The organism is Pseudomonas viridiflava (genome assembly GCF_900602065.1).
Taxonomy (GTDB): Bacteria; Pseudomonadota; Gammaproteobacteria; order Pseudomonadales; family Pseudomonadaceae; genus Aquipseudomonas.
Genome location: NZ_UWFN01000116.1, coordinates 1 through 17,955 on the forward strand (window position 1 = coordinate 1; position 17,955 = coordinate 17,955).

A 17,955-nucleotide genomic window follows, 5' to 3' on the forward strand; every position below is an offset into this window, starting at 1 on the left:
GGGGGGGGGGGGGGGAGGGGGGGGGGGGGGGGGGGGGGGGGGGGGGGGGGGGGGGGGGGCGACGCGGTTGGCATCGACCACTGTGTCGTAGACGATAGCTGCATCGAAGGCCTCGTGAAAGAACCGGGTTGCTGCCTCAATGTCTGGAACCGTTATGCCTACATGATCTATGTCACGTACATTGCTAGACATTGCGCATTCCGCCCTATGGCCGATCCAAGAAGGAGTTGATCAAAGGGCTCAACGCTGGAGCGCACTCCTCTGGGACCCAATGGCCGCAATCTGGCAACACGTGCGATTCAACGTTAGTGGCGTAGCGGCGGATGTTCTCAGGCTGCTGAACACCGAACCCGCCGTTACCCCCACCGCCAACCGCGAGTACAGGCATTGTCAACTTAGTAGCCACCAGCTTCTCGTTCTGCTTAATCGATTGGGGAAGCGCACGGTAATATTCAAATGCGTGGTGGAAGGTCTGGGGCTTAGAGTATGACCGCACGTAACGGTCTACCAGTTCGTCAGTGAACACCGCTTGGTTGCTGGCATGGTGAAGAATGAAATGCGTCAGAAACAATCGCTCGTTTCCTTTGACCATTGCGTCGGCCAGCTCACCGGAGGCTGCGAAGAAACTGTGGTGCCATCCAGGTGCCTCTCCGGTCGCGGCAAAGGCTGGCAGCGAATAGATAGGGCCTTTTTTTCGCAGTCCACCTTGCCCTGGCAAAGCCATCTATACCCTGAAACTTCCGCCAACTCGGCAAGCGAGCGGGGTAGCTGAGACTAGCATGAGGTCAAAGTCGAAGAGTGGCTGGTGCATCAACGGTCATCAGGTGCGGGCATGGGATTGGATTGACCGAAAACCTACTAGTGATGGCTGGAAGAGATTGGTGCGCTTGGACCGTTCTGAAGTTTCCACGCCGATTTTTCCATGAGAGGGCTTCATTTTTCAACGAAGCCTTAGCTTGGTGTTCCCACGACGCCTCATTTTATAAGATACAAATGCTGGTTTCGCGCCTTGATTGACGGGGCGGATAATAAATAAAGATCCCGCATGTTAGGCCGTCATGGCGCGATTGGTAGCAACAATTTGCTCATGGGTGAACTGGCTCCCCGGCGCCATAAACCTTGCCATAAGTGCCTCTCGGTTTTGAGGTGCTCTCTCCTTGTCCGCCACTTGCAACGCCAATTTCAGCTGCGGCAGTGTCAACTCGGTGCAGTAAGCGGGTGTACCTGGTTGCTGACGCCATGAGTCTTCAAGGTCACCAGCAGCGAGTGCGATAAAGCCTGTATCTTCAACAAGACTCTGCGCGACCGTCTCCGCTTTCAAATTTCCCCCAGCTACAGGCAGCGCTATGCGCGTTGGGGATCCGTCTGGTTGGCCTTTGTCGGCAAGGGTCGCGGCGAGGACAGCGTTCCATGCCTTAACAACCGGGTGGCCAATTTTCTCGCTTACCCAAACGCTTTCTGGCATGCCGTCATCGACCTCCTTGATTGCACCGTCGCGTCCCGGATAATAATTGGACGTGTCAATGATTACAGTTTTTTCCGGAAGATTGCTCAGGGTCTGTTTGAGGTCAGGGTAGCTTGCGAAGGGGATCGAAAGGATAACGACATCGACCTCAGACACCGCCTGTTCCTTAGTGACCGCACGTACGCCGATTTCATTGGCAAGGTTCTGAAGGCTTTGCGGGCTCTTCGAGTTCGCCAGTTTAACTTCGTGGCCGCACGCAGCGAGCTTACGGGCAAGGGTAGCCCCAATATTGCCGGCACCAATAATTCCGATTTTCATTTCAATAACCTCGTTACCTATAGCTAATAATTCAGTGACTTCTAGGCTGGTGGCTCGAATGAGTTGAACGTATCAAGAGCCGCTGCAATCCAGGATTTGCACTCATGTCGCCTGCCTCAGGGAGATATGAGTCATTCAGCAATGAAAGGTCACGCTGTCGGTGATCGGCACACGATCCATATGCATGCGGTTGCCTGGAGCGCTCTCGTCCGGGTAGCCGAATGAGATCCCAAAAAGCATTTTCATCTTTTCAGAAATGCCCAGCGCTTCTCGGATCGTAGCGGCATAGAAACCAAGGGAGGTTTGCGGGATGCCGCCTAATCCTCGTGCAGCAAGAGACAGTAGAAAGGTCTGCCCGTACATACCAACATCACCAGCAGTTCGAACACTGTCACCAAACACCGGCATGAATAAAAAAGCCGCTTGGGGAGCATTGAAAAAGGACAAGTTCAAGGCTGCCGCACGCCGGCGCCCGTCTTTGTCTTCTCGCATCACCTCCATAGCTTCGTAGTAGGCTTTGCCTTGTGAATTCTTACGATCTCCATAGACACCGTAAAAAGCATCCATATCGAACGAAAAGTCTGGGGTGAATTCGCCTGCATTATTTTTCGCATGGAGAACTTGCGAAAGCTCTTTTAGTTTCTGGCCACGAACGATGTGCACATTCCAAGGCTGTGTGTTGCAGTTGGAGGGAGCGCACTGAGCATCCTTGAGCACTTCTTGAATGATGTGATCGGGCACAGAAGTGTCAGTAAACCCACGGAATGAGCGCCGCGTACGAGCCGTTTTTTGAAATCTAAGGGTGGCATCTGCTGCTGTATCAGCATCGAATCTAGACGTTGAAATAGCCATGATTTCCTCTTTTTGCAAACGTGAAAATATTCAGTCGATTGCCGGATGACCGAGCGCATCGAGTGTTTGTCGAAGCTCATCGATACCCTGCTCATCAAGCTGGCAAGCTGACTTAATTTTGCTAGTGATTCCCCGGATGTCAGCTTCCAACATGCGGCTGTTAGGCGTCAGGTCGATCATCACGCGGCGCTCGTCGGCAGGATCTCGTGTGCGACTGACGAGATCGGCACCCTCAAGCCTTTTCAGTAATGGCGTTATTGTTCCAGCATCCATCGCAAGCCGAGCTCCGAGGACACCCACAGTTATTGGGGAGCCATTCAGAAGCTCGAGGATGACCAGGTACTGAGGGAAGGTGAGGCCTAACGGCTCCAAGTAAGGTTTGTGCAATCGCACCATCCTGTTTGCCGCCGCATATAGCGCAAAAGAGAGCTGCATCCCTACGTGTTTCCGATTGGAGGTCATTATATAGCTCGCTATTGTATAGTGCGCTATATAATGATGAAGACAGTCTCTACCGTCAACCGCCGTTGCTTGCCTTCGACGAATGGCTTGTCTAATCAATTCAAATAGGGAATGCATACCGAGGGTGTGGAGTGGGCGCGAGGTCAGGTAGGCAGACGCAACCTGGCTACCTGAGCGCGAGAAGTGTTACCCACAAAATCAACGTCTCACTCTGCCGGTGGTTTGTATCCCGCAAGCATTTTCAATACGTCACCATGTGATCCGCTCGCTTCAGCAAATCGTAATGGCTTCGCGCGTTCAACGACGAGTTCAGACGGGGTCGGAGAGAGCTTGAGCAGTTCGAAGATTTCATCCAAAAACTCCTCCAGAGGCATAGCGTTTTCATCGTTTTCCTGCCCAAGCAGTGTGGTACGTACCCCCGGCGGCGCAAGCTCAATCACTTCAACCGACGAACCCTCAAGTTGCACTCGAAGACTTTGAGTGAACGAGTGAACTGCCGCTTTGGTTGCGCTGTAGGTCGGTGTAGCTGGCAGCGGTACGAAGGCTAACGCCGAGCTGACGTTCACTATCGTTGCATCGGGCTGCTTGAGCAGATGCGGAGTAAATGCGTAAACCATACGAATCGTGCCGAGTAAGTTCGTCGTCACGATTTTTTCAGCCGTGCCGAGGCTGCCTGGATCAATCAAATCCTCCCAGAGCATGATCCCGGCGTTGTTTATGAGAACGTTCAGGTTCGGGTGGCTGATCGTAAGCGCTTCGCTGCTACGCTGGATGGATTGCGGATCGGATACGTCCAGCACCACCGATTCAACACCCGGATTTTCCGACGTTATCTTGTCGAGCAGAGCCTTGCGACGTCCCGCGATGATGACTTTGTTGCCCGCATTGTGCAGCCTGAGGGCCAGACCAAGACCGATGCCTGAGGTGCCGCCAGTAACCAGAATCGTGTTGCCAGTGCTGTTCATAGTAAACTCCAGAAACGCCGTATAAGCGGACAGTTGTCCGCATTAGCAACCGTACCGGACAAATGTCCGCTTAGCAATGCAGTTAAGGAAAATCTTGTTCATGACTGACGAGTTGGTGATGCGTTCTGACGCCAGGAAAAACCGGGAACGTATTTTGGCGGTCGCGGTAGAAGAGCTGACAATCGATCCTGCGATTCCGTTAAGCACGATTGCGAAGAAGGCAGGGGTAGGGCAGGGCACGTTCTATCGCCACTTTCCTACCAGGGAGAAGTTGGTATTCGAGGTCTATCAATTCGAAATGCAGCAGGTGGCATCCTTGGCGGAAGAGCTACTCGCGGCAAAGCCACCTAAGGAAGCCCTCCGAGAGTGGATGGACTGTCTCGCTGAATACGCAATGACAAAGGCCGGTCTCGCTGCTGCGATTCAACAAGCTGCGTCTGTTTACGAGTTTCCAGGGAAGTCTGGATATGCTCCAGTCCAGACAGCTGCAGAGCTGCTTTTGAGGGCAAATGAAAAGGCCGGAACGATTCGTAGCGGAATTACTAACGACGACTTTTTTCTAGCCATCGCCGGAATATGGCAAATGGATGCCCAGACAGACTGGCGCCCCCGTCTCGCCAGATTGATGAATCTGGTAATGGATGGTCTATGCGCCGGCAGCCCCGAAAGCCTGAAACAAAGTAACGCCTGGCTGGCAGCTCATGAGCTTCATAAGCCTTGAACTAATCTTCAAGCCCGTTACCAAGGTGTGCACGCCTTCATCTGACAGCGTGCACCTACATGTCTATGCAGTCTTTTCCAGTATCTGGTAGCGCCGGTCCATATCTAATACAAGTGGCTTTTTTGACCTGAGTGGACACTTCGGAATAAACGTTATACCCACTAGGTTTAAAGCCAACCGCACTACCGGTCTAAGCTCATATCTCAACCCACGAGGGTTCCGATATGACCGACAAGCACGCAATGGAACTGAAGCAGGCGCTAGTAGCTGTATTCGCAACAGCAGCGAGCATGGGTATCGATATCGACGAGCTGTCAGAGCAGGCGGCGAGTGATCTAGGCGAAGAGGAGGCGGGGTGGATCGATCAGTTCAAGCCAGGTGCGGTGCATGAGATTCGATACTGCCGCGACTTGGTGAGGGGTGATGTAGACTGCCCCTGATACGAGCCCGTATGGAGTGGTCTAGGCTAATGAATTAGCAGTTTTACTGCTCGCTTAATCTAGGGGCCAGCTCGTCGCCTCTGTTTGACTGCTGCGCAATTTGGAAAAATATCTAGCATCTTACCGCCCATTTACATTCACGCTGACCAGTCGTTTGCGTTGCTATTGACCACCTGTTTGCATTCGACTTGACCAGTGAGTTGCATGAGTCATGACCGCTCCGCGATTCGGAGCAAAGGCCGCTACGCTTGCAGGCGTCTACAGTTAGGATATGCGTAAATTCCCGCAGGAAAGTTCAGGTGCGGCGCATACCGTCCAACATCAAGGCCAGCATCCTCTTGGGGGTAGACACGCTGGTCTCGCCACCCGTGCCGCTTCGAAGCGCGGTCAGCATGGCAACCAGCGAACCTATATCGATGATCGTGACCGCGGGCTTGCAGAGACCCGCCTCGATAGCTCGCACCAGGAGCGGGCTCATCATCTCAGCGAAACGCCTGCGCGCCGCTATAAAGCCGATGTGGTTCGGATCGACGACGCCGCAGCAGGTGGCAAGCGCGAAGTGCTTCTCGATCTGACTTGCGTAGAATCGAGCACCCGAAACATCGCATCATGATCAGTTTGTTGCGCTGCAAAGCACTCCAGATTGTCCATGGATCGCTCCAGCAGTGCCTGGATCAGCGCGTCACGATTGGGGAAGTGACGGTAGAGGGTGCCCTGACCCACACCGGCCAACTTGGCGATCAGGTTAAATGCGACGTCGACGCCATGCACTGCCACTGCGGACTCCGCCGCCGCCAACAACTCCGCACGATTGTGGATCGAATCTTTTCGCTCAATCTGCATGCAATTAATATCGCATATTTTCGCACCATCTGCATTCAATTAAAGTGGACAATCGTGTCCGTTTAAACAATAGTAATGTTTTGGCGCCTTTTGATCGGCGCATCACATGCAGGAGAGAATGAATGCAGGAGTTCCGTATCCGCTCAACTTACCGGGATTGATGCGTTTGACAGGAAATAGTGATCTGACAATAAGCGATGGTGTCCACACGTCACGTGCACACCATCACCCACAATGATTGGATTTTGAAGGTGCGTTCGCCGGGCGCTTACCAACCATATACAGCTTTGCCATCAGACGAATTCAGCCCATGCGCGAGCTCAGTAAGACTCGCTTAACCGATATTTATGCAATGAGCCCACGGCATCTCACAGTCACTGCGAAGTGGGCTGGCGAGGTGCCACAGAGTATATTAAAGCCCCAAGAGATTGTGGCTGCCTGCCGGCACTTTTTTACGGATGAGAACATCGAAAAGCTGACGCACTTAGGTGCAATTCGGACTTCGACCGCTGCTAGGCGCTCGAGCACTTGCCGCCAGAGAGGCGGGAAGTCCTTGGACGGGTCAACTAGGTGAACTAACTTGATGGAGCTGGCCGTACGCACCCATACTCTGCGTCACCAGGTGCTAGAACTCGGCCTCTCCGCGCGGCAGCGTTTCGAGATCTGCAATTTTCAATGGAAGCAAGCTCTTGGATTCGCGAAGGATGCTCTGGATTTGCGCTGCCGTCCCAACCGCCAAGCCGCCACTCGTCACGCCAAGTCAGGAGGCGCGCGGCCGTAGTCTTTTATAGCGTACGCTCAAATACCCAAGGACAAATAGTTGGTTAATTCTGGAAAAAAAAAGACCGGGCTGGATGTTAGCAAATCTTGCCCGGCCGTTAGCTTCAAGAACGGTCTCCAATCGATAAAATCCTAAATCATCCTGACTTATTAGCTCAGTCGGAAACGGCCTACAATAGCACTAAGTTCTGTAGCCAAACGCGATAGCTCTTTACTTGCTTCCTTCGTATGAGCAGCGCCTTGAGCTGACTGAGCAGACAGGTCGCGAATATTTACCAAATTGCGATCTACCTCTCTCGCTACATGCGCCTGCTCTTGCGATGCGCTGGCAATAACAAGGTTAAGATCGTTGATTTCATTTACAGCCGAATTAATTCTACCCAGCGCTTCGTTGGCGCCTTCTGCAATGCTAAGTGTTTTTGTTACAAGTTCAGTGTTGCTGAGCATAGAGCCGACGGCAAGCTCGGTGCCACTCTGAACATTAGTTACCAAGCGTTCTATCTCAGTAGTTGATTGTTGTGTGCGATGGGCAAGCGCGCGGACCTCATCGGCTACCACCGCGAAGCCTCGACCTGCTTCCCCGGCTCGCGCTGCTTCGATCGCAGCGTTTAATGCCAGTAGATTTGTTTGTTCTGCAAGACCCCGTATGACATCTAGAACCTTACCTATATCACGAGACTGCTCCGCCAAGACCCCCAGCAAATTCGACGTCTTCGCTATATCGCCCCCCACATTGTCGACTGCTTTAGAGGTCTGCCTAACTAATGCCATACCCTCATCGGTTGCGCCGGTAGCGCTTCCTGAGGAACGAGCAGTATGTTCAGCATTCCGAGCCACCTCTTCGACGGCACTGGTCATCTCATTCACAGCCGTTGCAGCCATATCCAATTCATCATTTTGCCGCTTCATGCTACTAGCACTAACTTCAGTAACTGTCGTCAGTTTTTCTGCAGCGTCAGAGAGTTGTGCCGACGAATTAAAGATTTGCTGTAGCGTTTGTCTTAGCTGTTGCTGCATTACGCCTACTGCGAATGCAACACTTCCTTCATCGCCTTTCGAAACTGTGATTGATTTCGTGAGATCCCCTTGAGCAATATTGCGAGTGAAATCAGCTACCATACTAGGCTCGCCGCCGATTGACCCAATAATACTACGCGTGGTGAATAGTGTGATAATAACGCTGAGCACCACTATCAATAGCGTCGTAGCTAAGGCCATTGTGCGAGTGAAATCAGCGCTTGCTAATTGCTCCTTATACCTTTGGCCCGCTTGATTCTTACCCAGTTCGCGCATCGAATGAAGCGTCTGAAAAACCCGCTCCGCAAAAGGTTTCACTTCTTCGCGGTTAACCTTTGCAGCACCAGCAATATCACCCGACTCAATAACAGCCGTTTGATGGCGCATACCATCACGCATTTTTTCATAATCACTTTTAAGTTTTTCAGCATCATCACTTGAAGGCGCGCCGGATGATTTCCCTGCCAGCGAAGAAACTAAACTGTCAATCTGAAGAAATGAGCTTTCGTTCTGCTTTTTCCATTCTGGAATCTGCACGGGATCACCGATTGCGATCATTCGTAGAATATTGATATCCGCCCTGGTGAGAAGCCCATCAATACCGTCTACTTTTTCCATATTAGCGAAATCCTGATTAAACAACGCTCCCGTATTATCAGTCGCCACTTTCATCTGATAAATAAGATAAGCCGACAACCCAAAGAAAGCAGCAATGATAATAAAAGTGGAGAGCATCAACCGCCACTTAACGGTTAACCCGGAACGAACCATATGATTGCTGTTGGTCATGATCTTCTCCTGGCGAAGCATCACTGGATGATGGGGCGTTTCACGCTGAGCACGTGACATTTATTATATCGACGAACGATGAGCTATCTTGAGCTTAAAAGCAATCATGCCCAAAAAAATCTAAGCGAGCTAACTCAAAGTGGTTTTGACAGAATTTCCATTCTGTACCTTCCATGACGCATGCCGCTATAGAGAAAAAAATATTTTTATAGCGTGGCAAATATTTATTGATCAAACAGACAAAAAACGCACCAGGTTTTGAATGGGGGCATCAAACCCGTGCGACGCTTTGTTTGCTAGGTAGTGATCGTCTGCTTGCTTTGTTGGGCGCTGAGTGAACGGTTAATAATGTAAATTGGCGTTGTGTTTTTAAGAAAAAGCGAAAACTTAAAAAAAAACGAAACTTAATTGTACAAAAGTAGATTGATTGCATCGTTTTTTGATTGACGGATGAAAACCTCAGCCACAAAATGATACCAAAATGATATCGCGGCTTGATTTGGGAAATATTTCCTCGGCATAGTTTGGTAGGAGAAAGGTGGCTCTTCGTTTTGTTTCACGTAACGCGTTCTCAGGAAATCGCCGGTTTGCTACGGGCGTTGTTGCCTGACGTTCCTGACCCAGACGAGACGCTGAACGAAGGCACCAGTTTCTTTGAAGGCGCCGAGATTGACAGTCGGGAGCACGTCCTGGCATTTCGCGAAGAGGAGAGGGCGGCAGCATGGCGTGCAGCCTCGAAGGGATCTGCCCTGTTTGTTGTCATCTATCGTCCCGATACCGACAGCTTCTATAAAGGCGAAGACCCCTTTTACAGCGCGCGCCATACACCGGGACTGATAGCCGGAAAAATCGTCGCAGATACGCCTTGGCCTCCCCTCGCAACATTCGACTGTTATCAATCCGTGCTCGAGTTCCGAGTGCTGCTTGCGTCGCCACGCCCTGAGATTGAGGAGCATTTTCGCTATACCCCTGAACAAGTAGAAATCATTGCAGTGGCGCCTGCCGCATTGATCATTCCGGAGGGCGACTGCAGCGGCAGTCCGGCGTCTGCAGCGTTCATCAATGAAGCGATTGATCTGCTCAATAAAAAAGACTTGGCGCGTTTGCATGATATCGCTTGGGCAATGTTGCAGCTTTGTCCGCCAGAACAATGGTCTGCGTCGGTACTGCGATGGGTGTTGCTGATCATCGAAACCGCACCTGAGGCAACGGCGCAGATACAGGCATTGATCCTCGCTCTGGAGAGTCTCGAGTTGCCTGATCTGACACGCTTACCGGCTCCCGACGCCCCCGTGGTACCTGCAACTGATGTCGAGCACGAATCGAGCAAAACCGACCGTGCTTATGGGGGGGGGGTAAATGGCAAACTGTTAAAGGTTGATCAAGCGAAAGTCGATGTATTAATGGACCTGATCGGCGAGATGGTCGTTGCAAAAAATTCGCTTCCCTACCTTGCCAACCGTGCCGAGAGCGAGGTCGGTGTACGGGAGCTTTCACGAGATATAAAAGCGCTGTACGCGCTCATTAATCGCATCGCTGAGGATATGCAGAACACCATCATGCAGGTGCGCATGACCCCGATATCGTCAATCTTCCAGCGCTTTCCTCGCCTAGTTCGCGATATTTCACGAAAGCTCGACAAGCAAGTTGAGCTGGTGATCGAAGGGGAGTCGACCGAAGCGGACAAAAACATCGTAGAGGCGCTCGCCGAGCCGTTGATACACATCGTGCGCAACAGTCTCGACCACGGACTTGAAACACCAGAGGTCAGAGCGCGTTCAGGCAAACCTGCGCGCGGAGTCCTCAGCATTCGGGCACGTCAGGAACCGGACCGCTTCATTGTCGAAATCAGCGATGACGGCCAAGGCATCGACCCTTCCAGAATAAAGCGTAAAGCCTTTAAAAGGGCTGATTGATCAGGATCAACTGGAACGTTTATCCGGCCAGCAAGCGCTGAACCTAATCTTCTCCGCCGGGTTTTCCACGGCTGAAGTTGTGACCGATCTTTCGGGCCGTGGTGTAGGGATGGACGTCGTCAAAAACGCGATCGATAAACTCAGCGGTTTGGTAGAGCTTTCCAGTGAAATCGGACGCGGCACGACGCTGCGGCTAACGTTGCCATTGTCGATGGCCATAAGCAGCGTAATGATCGTTGAGGCGGATCAGCAGATATTTGGTGTGCCCATGGACGGCGAGGTTGAAACGGTAAGAATCAACACTAAAGACATACATAGCATTAAAGACAAGAAAACGGTCATTCTGCGGGACCGCATCGTGCCACTTGTCAGTTTGCATTCATTGCTGTCACTGACGGCTGAACCTCTTGTTAACGAGGAGGGCGAGCTGGCAGTGTTAGTTATAAAAGTCAATCACGAAGTGGTCGGGCTATTGGTGGACGTTTTTAGCGAGGTGGTGGATGTGATTCTCAAACCTATGCCCGGAGAACTCGAGAAAATTGACTGCTATTCGGGAAGTGCACTGCTCGGCGATGGTTCTATTCTAATGGTGCTCAATCCAAAGGAGTTATTTTCATGAGCATTGTCTATGAGAAGAACAAGGCGACGTTTACAGGCTTCATCAGCATTGAAGAAGCGGACCAACTGCTGGCATGGGTGCACGCCCACCCCAATGGCAAACTTAATTTTGAACACTGTGAACACCTCCATACCGCCACTTTGCAAGTGTTAATGGCCGCAGCCTCTCTGAACGTGCTCAGTTGGCCATCGGATACGCCGTTCGCCTCATGGCTAAAAGGTTCACTCAACGTAATTGGATAAGGATTAATGACATGGCTAAAACTATCTTTGTGATAGATGATTCGAGTGTAATGCTTGCGAGCGTCAAGCAAAATTTGGAGCTGGCCGGTTTCACCGTAGAAACAGCCAAAGACGGACTTGACGCTTTTCAACGTGTCAAGGGCGGTCTTAAACCAGACTTGATTATCACCGACATTAATATGCCCAACATGAACGGCATCGAGTTCATTCGAAACGCACGCACGGTACTCCGTTTCACTCCGATTTTGGTGCTGACCACCGAGAGCCAGACGGTTAAACGTGATGAAGCCAAGAAACTGGGGGCCACCGGCTGGCTGGTAAAACCCGTCAGTGGAGGCGACTTGCTAAAAGTGATCAAACAAGTACTGCCGGGCACTTGAGGCAGAGGGAATGGACATGAATCATGCTGCAGACTCAAGCCGCAGTCTTGAAACCCGAGTGAGCCGATTGCGCCAAGTTGCAACCGTCGGGCTCCTTGTCATCGGGGTGTGCGCAATAGCTGCGATGCTGCAACCTGGCAACATCGAGCTGTTCGGGCCGGGCATCGCAGTTCTTTGCCTTTTGGTGGGTGTTCTCCTCTGGACATGCATTAGCGCCATTGGCACGCAAGCGACTCAACTGATTGCATCCTTAGAGCAGTTGAGGGCAGCCGTGCCTGCGTCGCAGCGTTTTTGCCACCAACTGGCGGAGGTCATCAATACCGATCAGCAACTTGAGAGAAAGGTGCAAAAAAATCTCGATGATGTGATTCGCATCACTAACGAAGCTGCGCATCACATCATCGGGCGCGTGGGAGGTTTGGCTGCTACGGCAAACCAACTGGTTGAATACCTGGAAAAGGCTAAGTTTGGCGGGAACCTTGAAGAGGAAGTCAAGGAGCGTTCAAGCGCTGTCGAGAATCTGGTCCGCATGTTGAAGGGCAGGCTCGAGTCTGACCTTGAAAAGGTCTTCAGCATGACTCAGAGTATTCTGACCATGACGGGTAAGACTGCCGTGATATCTGCCATTGCTGACCAGACCAATTTACTCGCGCTCAATGCGGCCATCGAAGCTGCCCGCGCCGGTGATGCTGGTCGTGGCTTTGCCGTGGTTGCCGGCGAAATTCGCAAGCTTGCCCAGGATGCCGCAAGTGCCGCGCAAGATATTGAATTTTCGATGTTGAAAGCACGCGCGGCACTTGAAGAGGGGTTTGATGACGGGTACAGAAAACGGGTGGAAAGTGATACCCACGAGGCACAACGAGTTCTTGAAACCATCCAGAAACTCGGAGGGAATTACATGGAAACTCAGGCGTTCTACAATGCGTTGATGGCTGTCATGACAGAATGTAACACCGAGCTCGTGCAGGGTATTAGTGAGCTACTGGGAGATGTTCAGTTTCAAGATGTGATTCGACAGTCCATAGAACGCATGCAGGCGATACGGCATCAGCGTGACAGCATTTTTGAACGGACAGCAAAGCAATTGAGCGCCTTGGATTTATCGATGGTAGACCTGCCATCGTTGAAGGAGGCACTGAATAAACTGCGCCTCGAGTTCGGGCAAGAAGAAGAGCGTCATCAGTCGGCAGGTGATGACTTGAGAAGCGCGGGTACACCAAGTTTAAAAATAGAGCTTTTCTAATGGTACGTCTTTGGTAGTTATTTATTGCGCCCGAAACTTGATAAGCAATAAAAAGAAAAACACTTTTCTGGGTTGCCTTAGTTTCTGTTTTATTGATGGGGGCTCAAAGCAATGATTAAAAGTCATTCAAATATCATTATCAGTAGCGCGGAATCGGCGTGGGCGCATTTCGCGGACAATAATACGTCGGTAGTCATAAGGCCTGGAGAAAACGGTTCCTTTGATTACCGAAAGAAAATCTGTTTTATCGGCAGTTTTTTTGTCAGCTCTTCCTACACGTCAAGTGGTTGGGGGTTTGAAATGACGAGTGAAACTGATGGATTTATGCTCTCCCTGCCGAAGTGTGGATTAAGTGAGTGGGTGACAAAAACAGATAGGCTAAGCCACACCACAGGCTCCGTGTTAGTGTTGGACAGCCAGCTGATAACGTCGGGGGGATTTTCGATGGGCACTCAAAACAACACGGTGTTCGTTCCGAATTTAATTCTGGTCGAAGAACTTTCCATGTGCCTGGGGTTTCCCGCACGTCAGAGAATAAGCTTTAAAAATCATCAAAACCTCAACAGAGAAGCTAATGCGCTTCTGAGTTACCTGATCTCTTCGGTTTTACTAGGTGCAACAGGTACAGCACCGTTATTGAAGGCACCGCTAGCGGTTAAAAACCTGCAGCAGGCGTTGATCACTGCCATGCTTCACGTACTGCCAAATAATTATTCCAAGCTTTTGCTGGATGATTCGACCGTTATTCCGCCTACCCCCAAGCTGATTAAGTCAGCCATCAGCTTTATTATGCAAAATTCGGAGTGCCCTATCACTTTGAGTGATATTGCAAAGCACTCCTCGGTGAGTGTGCGTGCGCTACAGTTGGGATTTAAGAAATATAGAGGTATGACGCCGCTTGAATACATTAGGGGGGTCAGGTTAGAGAGTGTCCACCTGGCATTGTCTGACCCTTTAAACTTAATGACAACCAAAGAATTGGCCCTCAAAGCTGGTTTTACTAACTACTATCTATTTTCAAAATATTTTTATCAAAAATATGGCGTTTTCCCCGATAAAATCAGGGAGCGAGCGAAGCTTCAATCTCCTGTTATCGATAACAAGACGTAGGCGCTTAGGGAGGGGAAATTGGATATTACTTTCGTCTGCGGCGGATTGGCCCTCAGATGTATCGGTAACTAGGATAAACGCCTCGAGACAAGGAGAATCATGGATGAGCGCTACCGCAGCCTACCACCTGCGAGCGCCGGTCGTGCAGAGTGGAGTGGAAATTTAGAAGGTTCCTCTCGGAGCCCAGTCCACGCCATTGGTTTACCTACCGGTGGCAAGGAACAAGGTGGGCATGAATCAGACCACCGCAGCCGATGCATATACCTCCGGTGCTACAGCTTTTCTCTCACTTCAGAATTTGGTTATTCTCCAATCGGCACATATTGTGAAGCTCAACGCTACCCTCGCAGTCGCGTTGGGCTTTCTTGACGGGGAGCAGCGCCAGAGGCTGCTTCGGAGATCCAACCACAGAGATCTAGCAGAAAGGTCGGAAGCTCATTACCCATCACCGGCTTGTCAACTCTCGAGAGTGACAAGAGGTCATGAAAACACGCATTCGCGGGTGTGATTGGCCTTAAGGCATTTGTAGAAAACCGTCTGCAAAGTTTGATTGATTCCTAAAGAAGGTTGCCTGCTAATCAATACGTCAAAAATTGTGTTGATGTCTCCAGCATCCAACCTACTTTGAGACCCAGCCTAGTTACCGGGCCCCCGAATTGCAGAGTGACTGTGCGAAGTGGGAGTTAATATGTCTTTCCCGGACAAGTCTTCCTTGATGCCTAGTGCGACTGCGGCGTCATGCGCTTTGCCGCGCAGGCCCTTTTTACGACCATCAAGCAGTTGGTAGCAAGTAGCTGCATCCAAGTCATGGGCCTGCGCGAAGGCCTGCACTGAAACCCCATGACTTTGTAACCAAAGCTTGGCTTCAGCGGGTGTTCGTAATCTACTCATAATTGATACTTCCATCTGATGATCATTTTTTCAAAGCAGTCAGAGTGCTCAGATATTTCGCCAGACGTTGCGATGAAAGGAGCCCTCATGATTTCCTCGGATATTTGATGACTGACCTGGTTGCATCCCTTAGTATCCCGACGCACTAGCTCATAATCTAAGGATCACTATGTCTCGTTTAGCTGAATACCGAAAGCTCGAACAACAACTAGCCGCCCAGCTCGCAGAGCTAGAGTCGATGAAAAGTGATTCTGGGCTCCAGACTGAAATGGAGTTTGAGACCAAACTGCTCGGTCTGTTGGCTGAGTACGGCTACAGCCTTCGTGACGTAATCGGCCTGCTGGATCCGATTGCAGCTACCCGTCGCAAATCTTCGCCCCTGCCTGCGCCTGTAGAAAAAGGTACTCGTAAGGCACGTGCGATGAAGGTTTATAAGAATCCGCATTCGGGCGAGATCGTTGAGACGAAGGGCGGGAACCACAAGCTGCTGAAAGCCTGGAAAAATGAGCATGGTTCGGATGTTGTAGAGTCTTGGCTTTCTAAGTGAATTACAGTTAGCAGAAGCAAAGGCCCTTGATAGGGCCTTTTTTTAGCAGTCCACCTTGCCCTGGCAAAGCCATTTATACCCTGAAACTTCCGCCGACTCAGCAAGCGAGCGAGGTCTGTTTACAAGGACGTGGAGCATCCTTAGGGTAATGTGTAGTTAACGGCAGGCTCGACATCCGATTTAGCTAACCTTGAAGCGCTGAACTAGCTCAATCAGTCGATTGTTCGATTCGGACAGCGCCACCGTACTTCTTTCATTGCTGGATCCGCCCTCTACTAGTTCCTCGACGATGTGCCGGACAGCGATGATGTTGCGGCTGATTTCTTCGGACACAGCGCTTTGCTCTTCGGCCGCTGTAGCGATTTGCGTGCTCAGATCGTTGATGCGCACCACTGAATTGGTCATATCATCCAGCCCTGCCGTAACGGCAGTGGTCTTGCCAGCCGTTGCCTGACAGCTCTGACGAGTTATTTCCATCGCTGCGACAGCATCACCTACGCCTTGCTGCAGGTTACCGAGCATCTTATTTATTTCCGAGGTACTAGCCTGAGTGCGGGCGGCGAGGGCGCGAACTTCATCTGCTACAACGGCGAAACCACGGCCCTGTTCACCGGCGCGAGCTGCTTCGATCGCCGCGTTGAGCGCCAAGAGGTTGGTTTGCCCAGCGATTTCGCCGATTACTGTCAGCACTGCGTTGATGCTTTTGGCGTCCTGCTCCATCGACTGCACCTTGCCGGTGGCCGAGTCGACTTCACCGATCAATGCGGTCACGCTGTCCGAAGCGTCCGCCACTACTGATTTGGAAACCTGGGCGTTTTCGTTTGCTGACTGAGTGAATCTCGCAGTCAGTGCTGCGCTGCGAGCCACTTCGTCAGCGGTGGAGGACATTTCGGTAATTGCAGTCACCGCCTGATCGGTTTCATTGGCGTGGCGGATCAGAATCGCATTGGTAGCACTCGCCTGGCTGCGCAATTGGTCAATGCCGCTCGCGATGTCACGGGTCGAGCTACTGACTTCAAGCATCATGCGTTGCAGGTAAGCGATGAAATGGTTGACCGACTCTCCCACCTGGTCGACTTCGTCATTGCCTTTAACGGTAATACGGCGGGTCAGGTCGGCATCCCCAGCGGACAGCGTATCGATACTGTTTTTGAGCACTATCAGGCGGTTCATCAGCTTGCGTAACGCGAAAATCATCAGCAACAGCAGCACCAGAACCATAGGGATCTGCAGCCAGGCCAATGTCTTGAGTACTGCGACGCTCTGGCTTTGCAGCAGCGCCGTATTTTGCGAGACAGCCAACAGCCATGGAGTGCCCGCGACCGGTATCAGGAATAGGGTTGACTCTTCGCCGTCCTTGTTCTGATATGTCAGGCGTGCAGTGCCGGTGCCTTTGGCGGCCAATGCCGCCTTTATGCCGTTGATGAAAGGTGACTGTGCTGCCAGTTCGGAGATGTTGCGCAATACTATCCTGTCACTGCTACCCGGCACGTTGGAGAGTATCTTGCCGTCCGCCTCGATGATCATGATCCGGCCGTTTACTTCCTTCTCCTTGGCTTCGACCAGTTTGTTGAAAAAGCCCAGTGTCACGTCGATAGTTGACACGCCCCATGGTTGGCCATTTTTAGTGATAGCCATCGCGCAGTTGGTGCGCGGCTCTGGGCTGGCCGCATCTTGATATGCAGGTGCCCACGCGCATTGACCTGCTGGGGAGTTCAAGCCGCCCTTATACCAGCCCTGTTCAAAATAGTTGAGCGATTCTGCGGAGTTCCAGTGAGTGTTGACGACCAACTTGCCCGATGCATCCCGGTGGTAAAAGGTGCTGTGCTTGGTACGCCCTGGCGTACGTGCATTAGGCAAAGGCCAGATCCCACCACCGAATATCTTGGCTTCACCGTACTGGTTGACCATCATGGGCAGCAGCCGGTCTATATCATCGCTGGCTAGCTGCGACACGAGTTCTGTAATTACCCGGGCCTGCGCCTGCACACGGGCAAGTTCGGTCTTGATCTCATTGCTGATGTCGGCGGCCTTGACGGTCAGCATGTTTTCATCAGTTGCCGTCAGCCTAGGAGACACGAAATGGTTGATGCCTAAGATCGTCAGGACGATCACCACCCCAATGAATCCAATGAAGGTTGCGGTGTAGCGGGCTTGAACTGTCTTGATCGAGGCCATTTCTGTATACCTGCGGCATAGCTAAAGGGTTGAGTTAAGTATTTTTAAGTGCGCTGAATAGTGCTCATTTGAAATAAATCTTTATTTAAACGCTTTGTTCAGCTGCTTCCGCCGCGCCTAATTTGATTTTGAATTCCTAAGCTGAAGCTCTGAGCTGATTATTGCGCATGACGTTAA

Annotated in this window: 17 protein-coding genes and 4 pseudogenes; 9 read left to right on the forward strand and 12 right to left on the reverse strand. The window is 51.4% G+C overall.

Features of this window, described 5'->3' with window-relative positions; translation table 11 throughout:
- The 5 genes from EE949_RS30020 to EE949_RS05240 form a co-directional block, all read right to left on the reverse strand.
- On the reverse strand, positions 1–192 hold a 192-nt coding region (locus EE949_RS30020), incomplete at its 3' end, for a VOC family protein (protein WP_346773478.1).
- A gap of 856 nt (positions 193–1,048) precedes the next feature.
- Positions 1,049–1,804 carry an NADPH-dependent F420 reductase gene (locus EE949_RS05225; RefSeq protein ID WP_122663303.1) on the reverse strand — a complete coding sequence of 252 codons (756 nt, stop codon included), beginning with the start codon at positions 1,802–1,804 and terminating at the stop codon, positions 1,049–1,051.
- 114 nt (positions 1,805–1,918) lie between these two features.
- Positions 1,919–2,635: a nitroreductase gene (locus tag EE949_RS05230; protein ID WP_122663304.1), complete on the reverse strand. Its 717-nt coding sequence runs from the start codon at positions 2,633–2,635 to the stop codon at positions 1,919–1,921.
- A gap of 30 nt (positions 2,636–2,665) precedes the next feature.
- A complete protein-coding gene (locus EE949_RS05235) occupies positions 2,666–3,097 on the reverse strand; it encodes a MarR family winged helix-turn-helix transcriptional regulator (protein ID WP_162873816.1) in 432 nt (143 codons plus the stop codon).
- Positions 3,098–3,303: 206 nt separating this feature from the next.
- Complete coding sequence (locus EE949_RS05240) at positions 3,304–4,062, reverse strand: SDR family oxidoreductase (RefSeq protein ID WP_122663305.1); 759 nt, start codon at positions 4,060–4,062, stop codon at positions 3,304–3,306.
- A 100-nt stretch (positions 4,063–4,162) separates the two neighbouring features.
- On the opposite strand from EE949_RS05240, the gene EE949_RS05245 reads away from it, so the two are divergent.
- Both EE949_RS05245 and EE949_RS05250 read left to right on the forward strand, forming a co-directional pair.
- Positions 4,163–4,783, forward strand: coding sequence for a TetR/AcrR family transcriptional regulator (locus tag EE949_RS05245; RefSeq protein WP_162873815.1), 621 nt, complete (start codon positions 4,163–4,165; stop codon positions 4,781–4,783).
- 224 nt (positions 4,784–5,007) lie between these two features.
- Positions 5,008–5,223, forward strand: coding sequence for a hypothetical protein (locus EE949_RS05250; protein ID WP_122663306.1), 216 nt, complete (start codon positions 5,008–5,010; stop codon positions 5,221–5,223).
- Between the two features lie 295 nt (positions 5,224–5,518).
- Here EE949_RS05250 and EE949_RS05255 read toward each other — a convergent pair whose 3' ends face one another.
- The 4 genes and pseudogenes from EE949_RS05255 to EE949_RS30125 all read right to left on the reverse strand — a co-directional run.
- Positions 5,519–5,704, reverse strand: coding sequence for a hypothetical protein (locus EE949_RS05255; RefSeq protein WP_122663307.1), 186 nt, complete (start codon positions 5,702–5,704; stop codon positions 5,519–5,521).
- A 23-nt stretch (positions 5,705–5,727) separates the two neighbouring features.
- A complete protein-coding gene (locus tag EE949_RS05260; protein ID WP_122663308.1) occupies positions 5,728–6,066 on the reverse strand; it encodes a TetR/AcrR family transcriptional regulator in 339 nt (112 codons plus the stop codon).
- 930 nt (positions 6,067–6,996) lie between these two features.
- Positions 6,997–8,064: a methyl-accepting chemotaxis protein gene (locus EE949_RS30120; RefSeq protein WP_431194213.1), complete on the reverse strand. Its 1,068-nt coding sequence runs from the start codon at positions 8,062–8,064 to the stop codon at positions 6,997–6,999.
- 30 nt (positions 8,065–8,094) lie between these two features.
- Positions 8,095–8,712, reverse strand: a pseudogene (locus tag EE949_RS30125) (MCP four helix bundle domain-containing protein); the annotation flags it as partial.
- A gap of 491 nt (positions 8,713–9,203) precedes the next feature.
- On the opposite strand from EE949_RS30125, the gene EE949_RS05275 reads away from it, so the two are divergent.
- The 6 genes and pseudogenes from EE949_RS05275 (at position 9,204) to EE949_RS05300 (ending at position 14,162) form a co-directional block, all read left to right on the forward strand.
- On the forward strand, positions 9,204–10,568 hold the full coding sequence (locus tag EE949_RS05275; protein WP_122663310.1) for a chemotaxis protein CheA: 1,365 nt from the start codon (positions 9,204–9,206) through the stop codon (positions 10,566–10,568).
- Positions 10,569–10,614: 46 nt separating this feature from the next.
- Positions 10,615–11,187, forward strand: coding sequence for a chemotaxis protein CheW (locus EE949_RS05280; RefSeq protein WP_346773482.1), 573 nt, complete (start codon positions 10,615–10,617; stop codon positions 11,185–11,187).
- Positions 11,184–11,429, forward strand: a complete 246-nt coding sequence (locus tag EE949_RS05285) for a hypothetical protein (protein ID WP_122663312.1) — start codon at positions 11,184–11,186, stop codon at positions 11,427–11,429. The genes EE949_RS05280 and EE949_RS05285 overlap by 4 nt, the downstream gene beginning before the upstream one ends.
- A gap of 11 nt (positions 11,430–11,440) precedes the next feature.
- Positions 11,441–11,809 (forward strand): response regulator, encoded by a 369-nt coding sequence (locus EE949_RS05290; protein WP_122663313.1) that lies wholly within the window; start codon positions 11,441–11,443, stop codon positions 11,807–11,809.
- Between the two features lie 613 nt (positions 11,810–12,422).
- Positions 12,423–13,052, forward strand: a pseudogene (locus EE949_RS30130) (methyl-accepting chemotaxis protein); the annotation flags it as partial.
- A 111-nt stretch (positions 13,053–13,163) separates the two neighbouring features.
- On the forward strand, positions 13,164–14,162 hold the full coding sequence (locus EE949_RS05300) for a helix-turn-helix transcriptional regulator (RefSeq protein WP_122663315.1): 999 nt from the start codon (positions 13,164–13,166) through the stop codon (positions 14,160–14,162).
- 636 nt (positions 14,163–14,798) lie between these two features.
- Here EE949_RS05300 and EE949_RS05305 read toward each other — a convergent pair.
- Positions 14,799–15,068, reverse strand: a complete 270-nt coding sequence (locus EE949_RS05305) for a DNA-binding protein (protein WP_431194212.1) — start codon at positions 15,066–15,068, stop codon at positions 14,799–14,801.
- Between the two features lie 154 nt (positions 15,069–15,222).
- On the opposite strand from EE949_RS05305, the gene EE949_RS05310 reads away from it, so the two are divergent.
- Positions 15,223–15,600 carry a histone-like nucleoid-structuring protein, MvaT/MvaU family gene (locus tag EE949_RS05310; protein WP_122663316.1) on the forward strand — a complete coding sequence of 126 codons (378 nt, stop codon included), beginning with the start codon at positions 15,223–15,225 and terminating at the stop codon, positions 15,598–15,600.
- 180 nt (positions 15,601–15,780) lie between these two features.
- On the opposite strand, the pseudogene EE949_RS30135 reads toward EE949_RS05310, so the two are convergent.
- Positions 15,781–16,308: pseudogene (locus EE949_RS30135) on the reverse strand (methyl-accepting chemotaxis protein); the annotation flags it as partial.
- 333 nt (positions 16,309–16,641) lie between these two features.
- Positions 16,642–17,778 (reverse strand): annotated as a pseudogene (locus EE949_RS30140) (HAMP domain-containing protein); the annotation flags it as partial.
- Positions 17,779–17,955 lie beyond the last annotated feature (177 nt).

Bases quoted from the DNA above. Each gene is read 5' to 3' on its own strand.
- EE949_RS05285 (WP_122663312.1), top strand. From the start codon at position 11,184: ATGAGCATTGTCTATGAGAAGAACAAGGCGACGTTTACAGGCTTCATC.
- EE949_RS05310 (WP_122663316.1), top strand. From the start codon at position 15,223: ATGTCTCGTTTAGCTGAATACCGAAAGCTCGAACAACAACTAGCCGCC.
- EE949_RS05305 (WP_431194212.1), bottom strand. From the start codon at position 15,068: ATGGAAGTATCAATTATGAGTAGATTACGAACACCCGCTGAAGCCAAG.
- EE949_RS05245 (WP_162873815.1), top strand. From the start codon at position 4,163: ATGACTGACGAGTTGGTGATGCGTTCTGACGCCAGGAAAAACCGGGAA.
- EE949_RS05290 (WP_122663313.1), top strand. From the start codon at position 11,441: ATGGCTAAAACTATCTTTGTGATAGATGATTCGAGTGTAATGCTTGCG.
- EE949_RS05240 (WP_122663305.1), bottom strand. From the start codon at position 4,062: ATGAACAGCACTGGCAACACGATTCTGGTTACTGGCGGCACCTCAGGC.
- EE949_RS05300 (WP_122663315.1), top strand. From the start codon at position 13,164: ATGATTAAAAGTCATTCAAATATCATTATCAGTAGCGCGGAATCGGCG.
- EE949_RS05255 (WP_122663307.1), bottom strand. From the start codon at position 5,704: ATGATGAGCCCGCTCCTGGTGCGAGCTATCGAGGCGGGTCTCTGCAAG.
- EE949_RS05235 (WP_162873816.1), bottom strand. From the start codon at position 3,097: ATGACCTCCAATCGGAAACACGTAGGGATGCAGCTCTCTTTTGCGCTA.
- EE949_RS30120 (WP_431194213.1), bottom strand. From the start codon at position 8,064: ATGGCCTTAGCTACGACGCTATTGATAGTGGTGCTCAGCGTTATTATC.
- EE949_RS05260 (WP_122663308.1), bottom strand. From the start codon at position 6,066: ATGCAGATTGAGCGAAAAGATTCGATCCACAATCGTGCGGAGTTGTTG.
- EE949_RS05250 (WP_122663306.1), top strand. From the start codon at position 5,008: ATGACCGACAAGCACGCAATGGAACTGAAGCAGGCGCTAGTAGCTGTA.
- EE949_RS05230 (WP_122663304.1), bottom strand. From the start codon at position 2,635: ATGGCTATTTCAACGTCTAGATTCGATGCTGATACAGCAGCAGATGCC.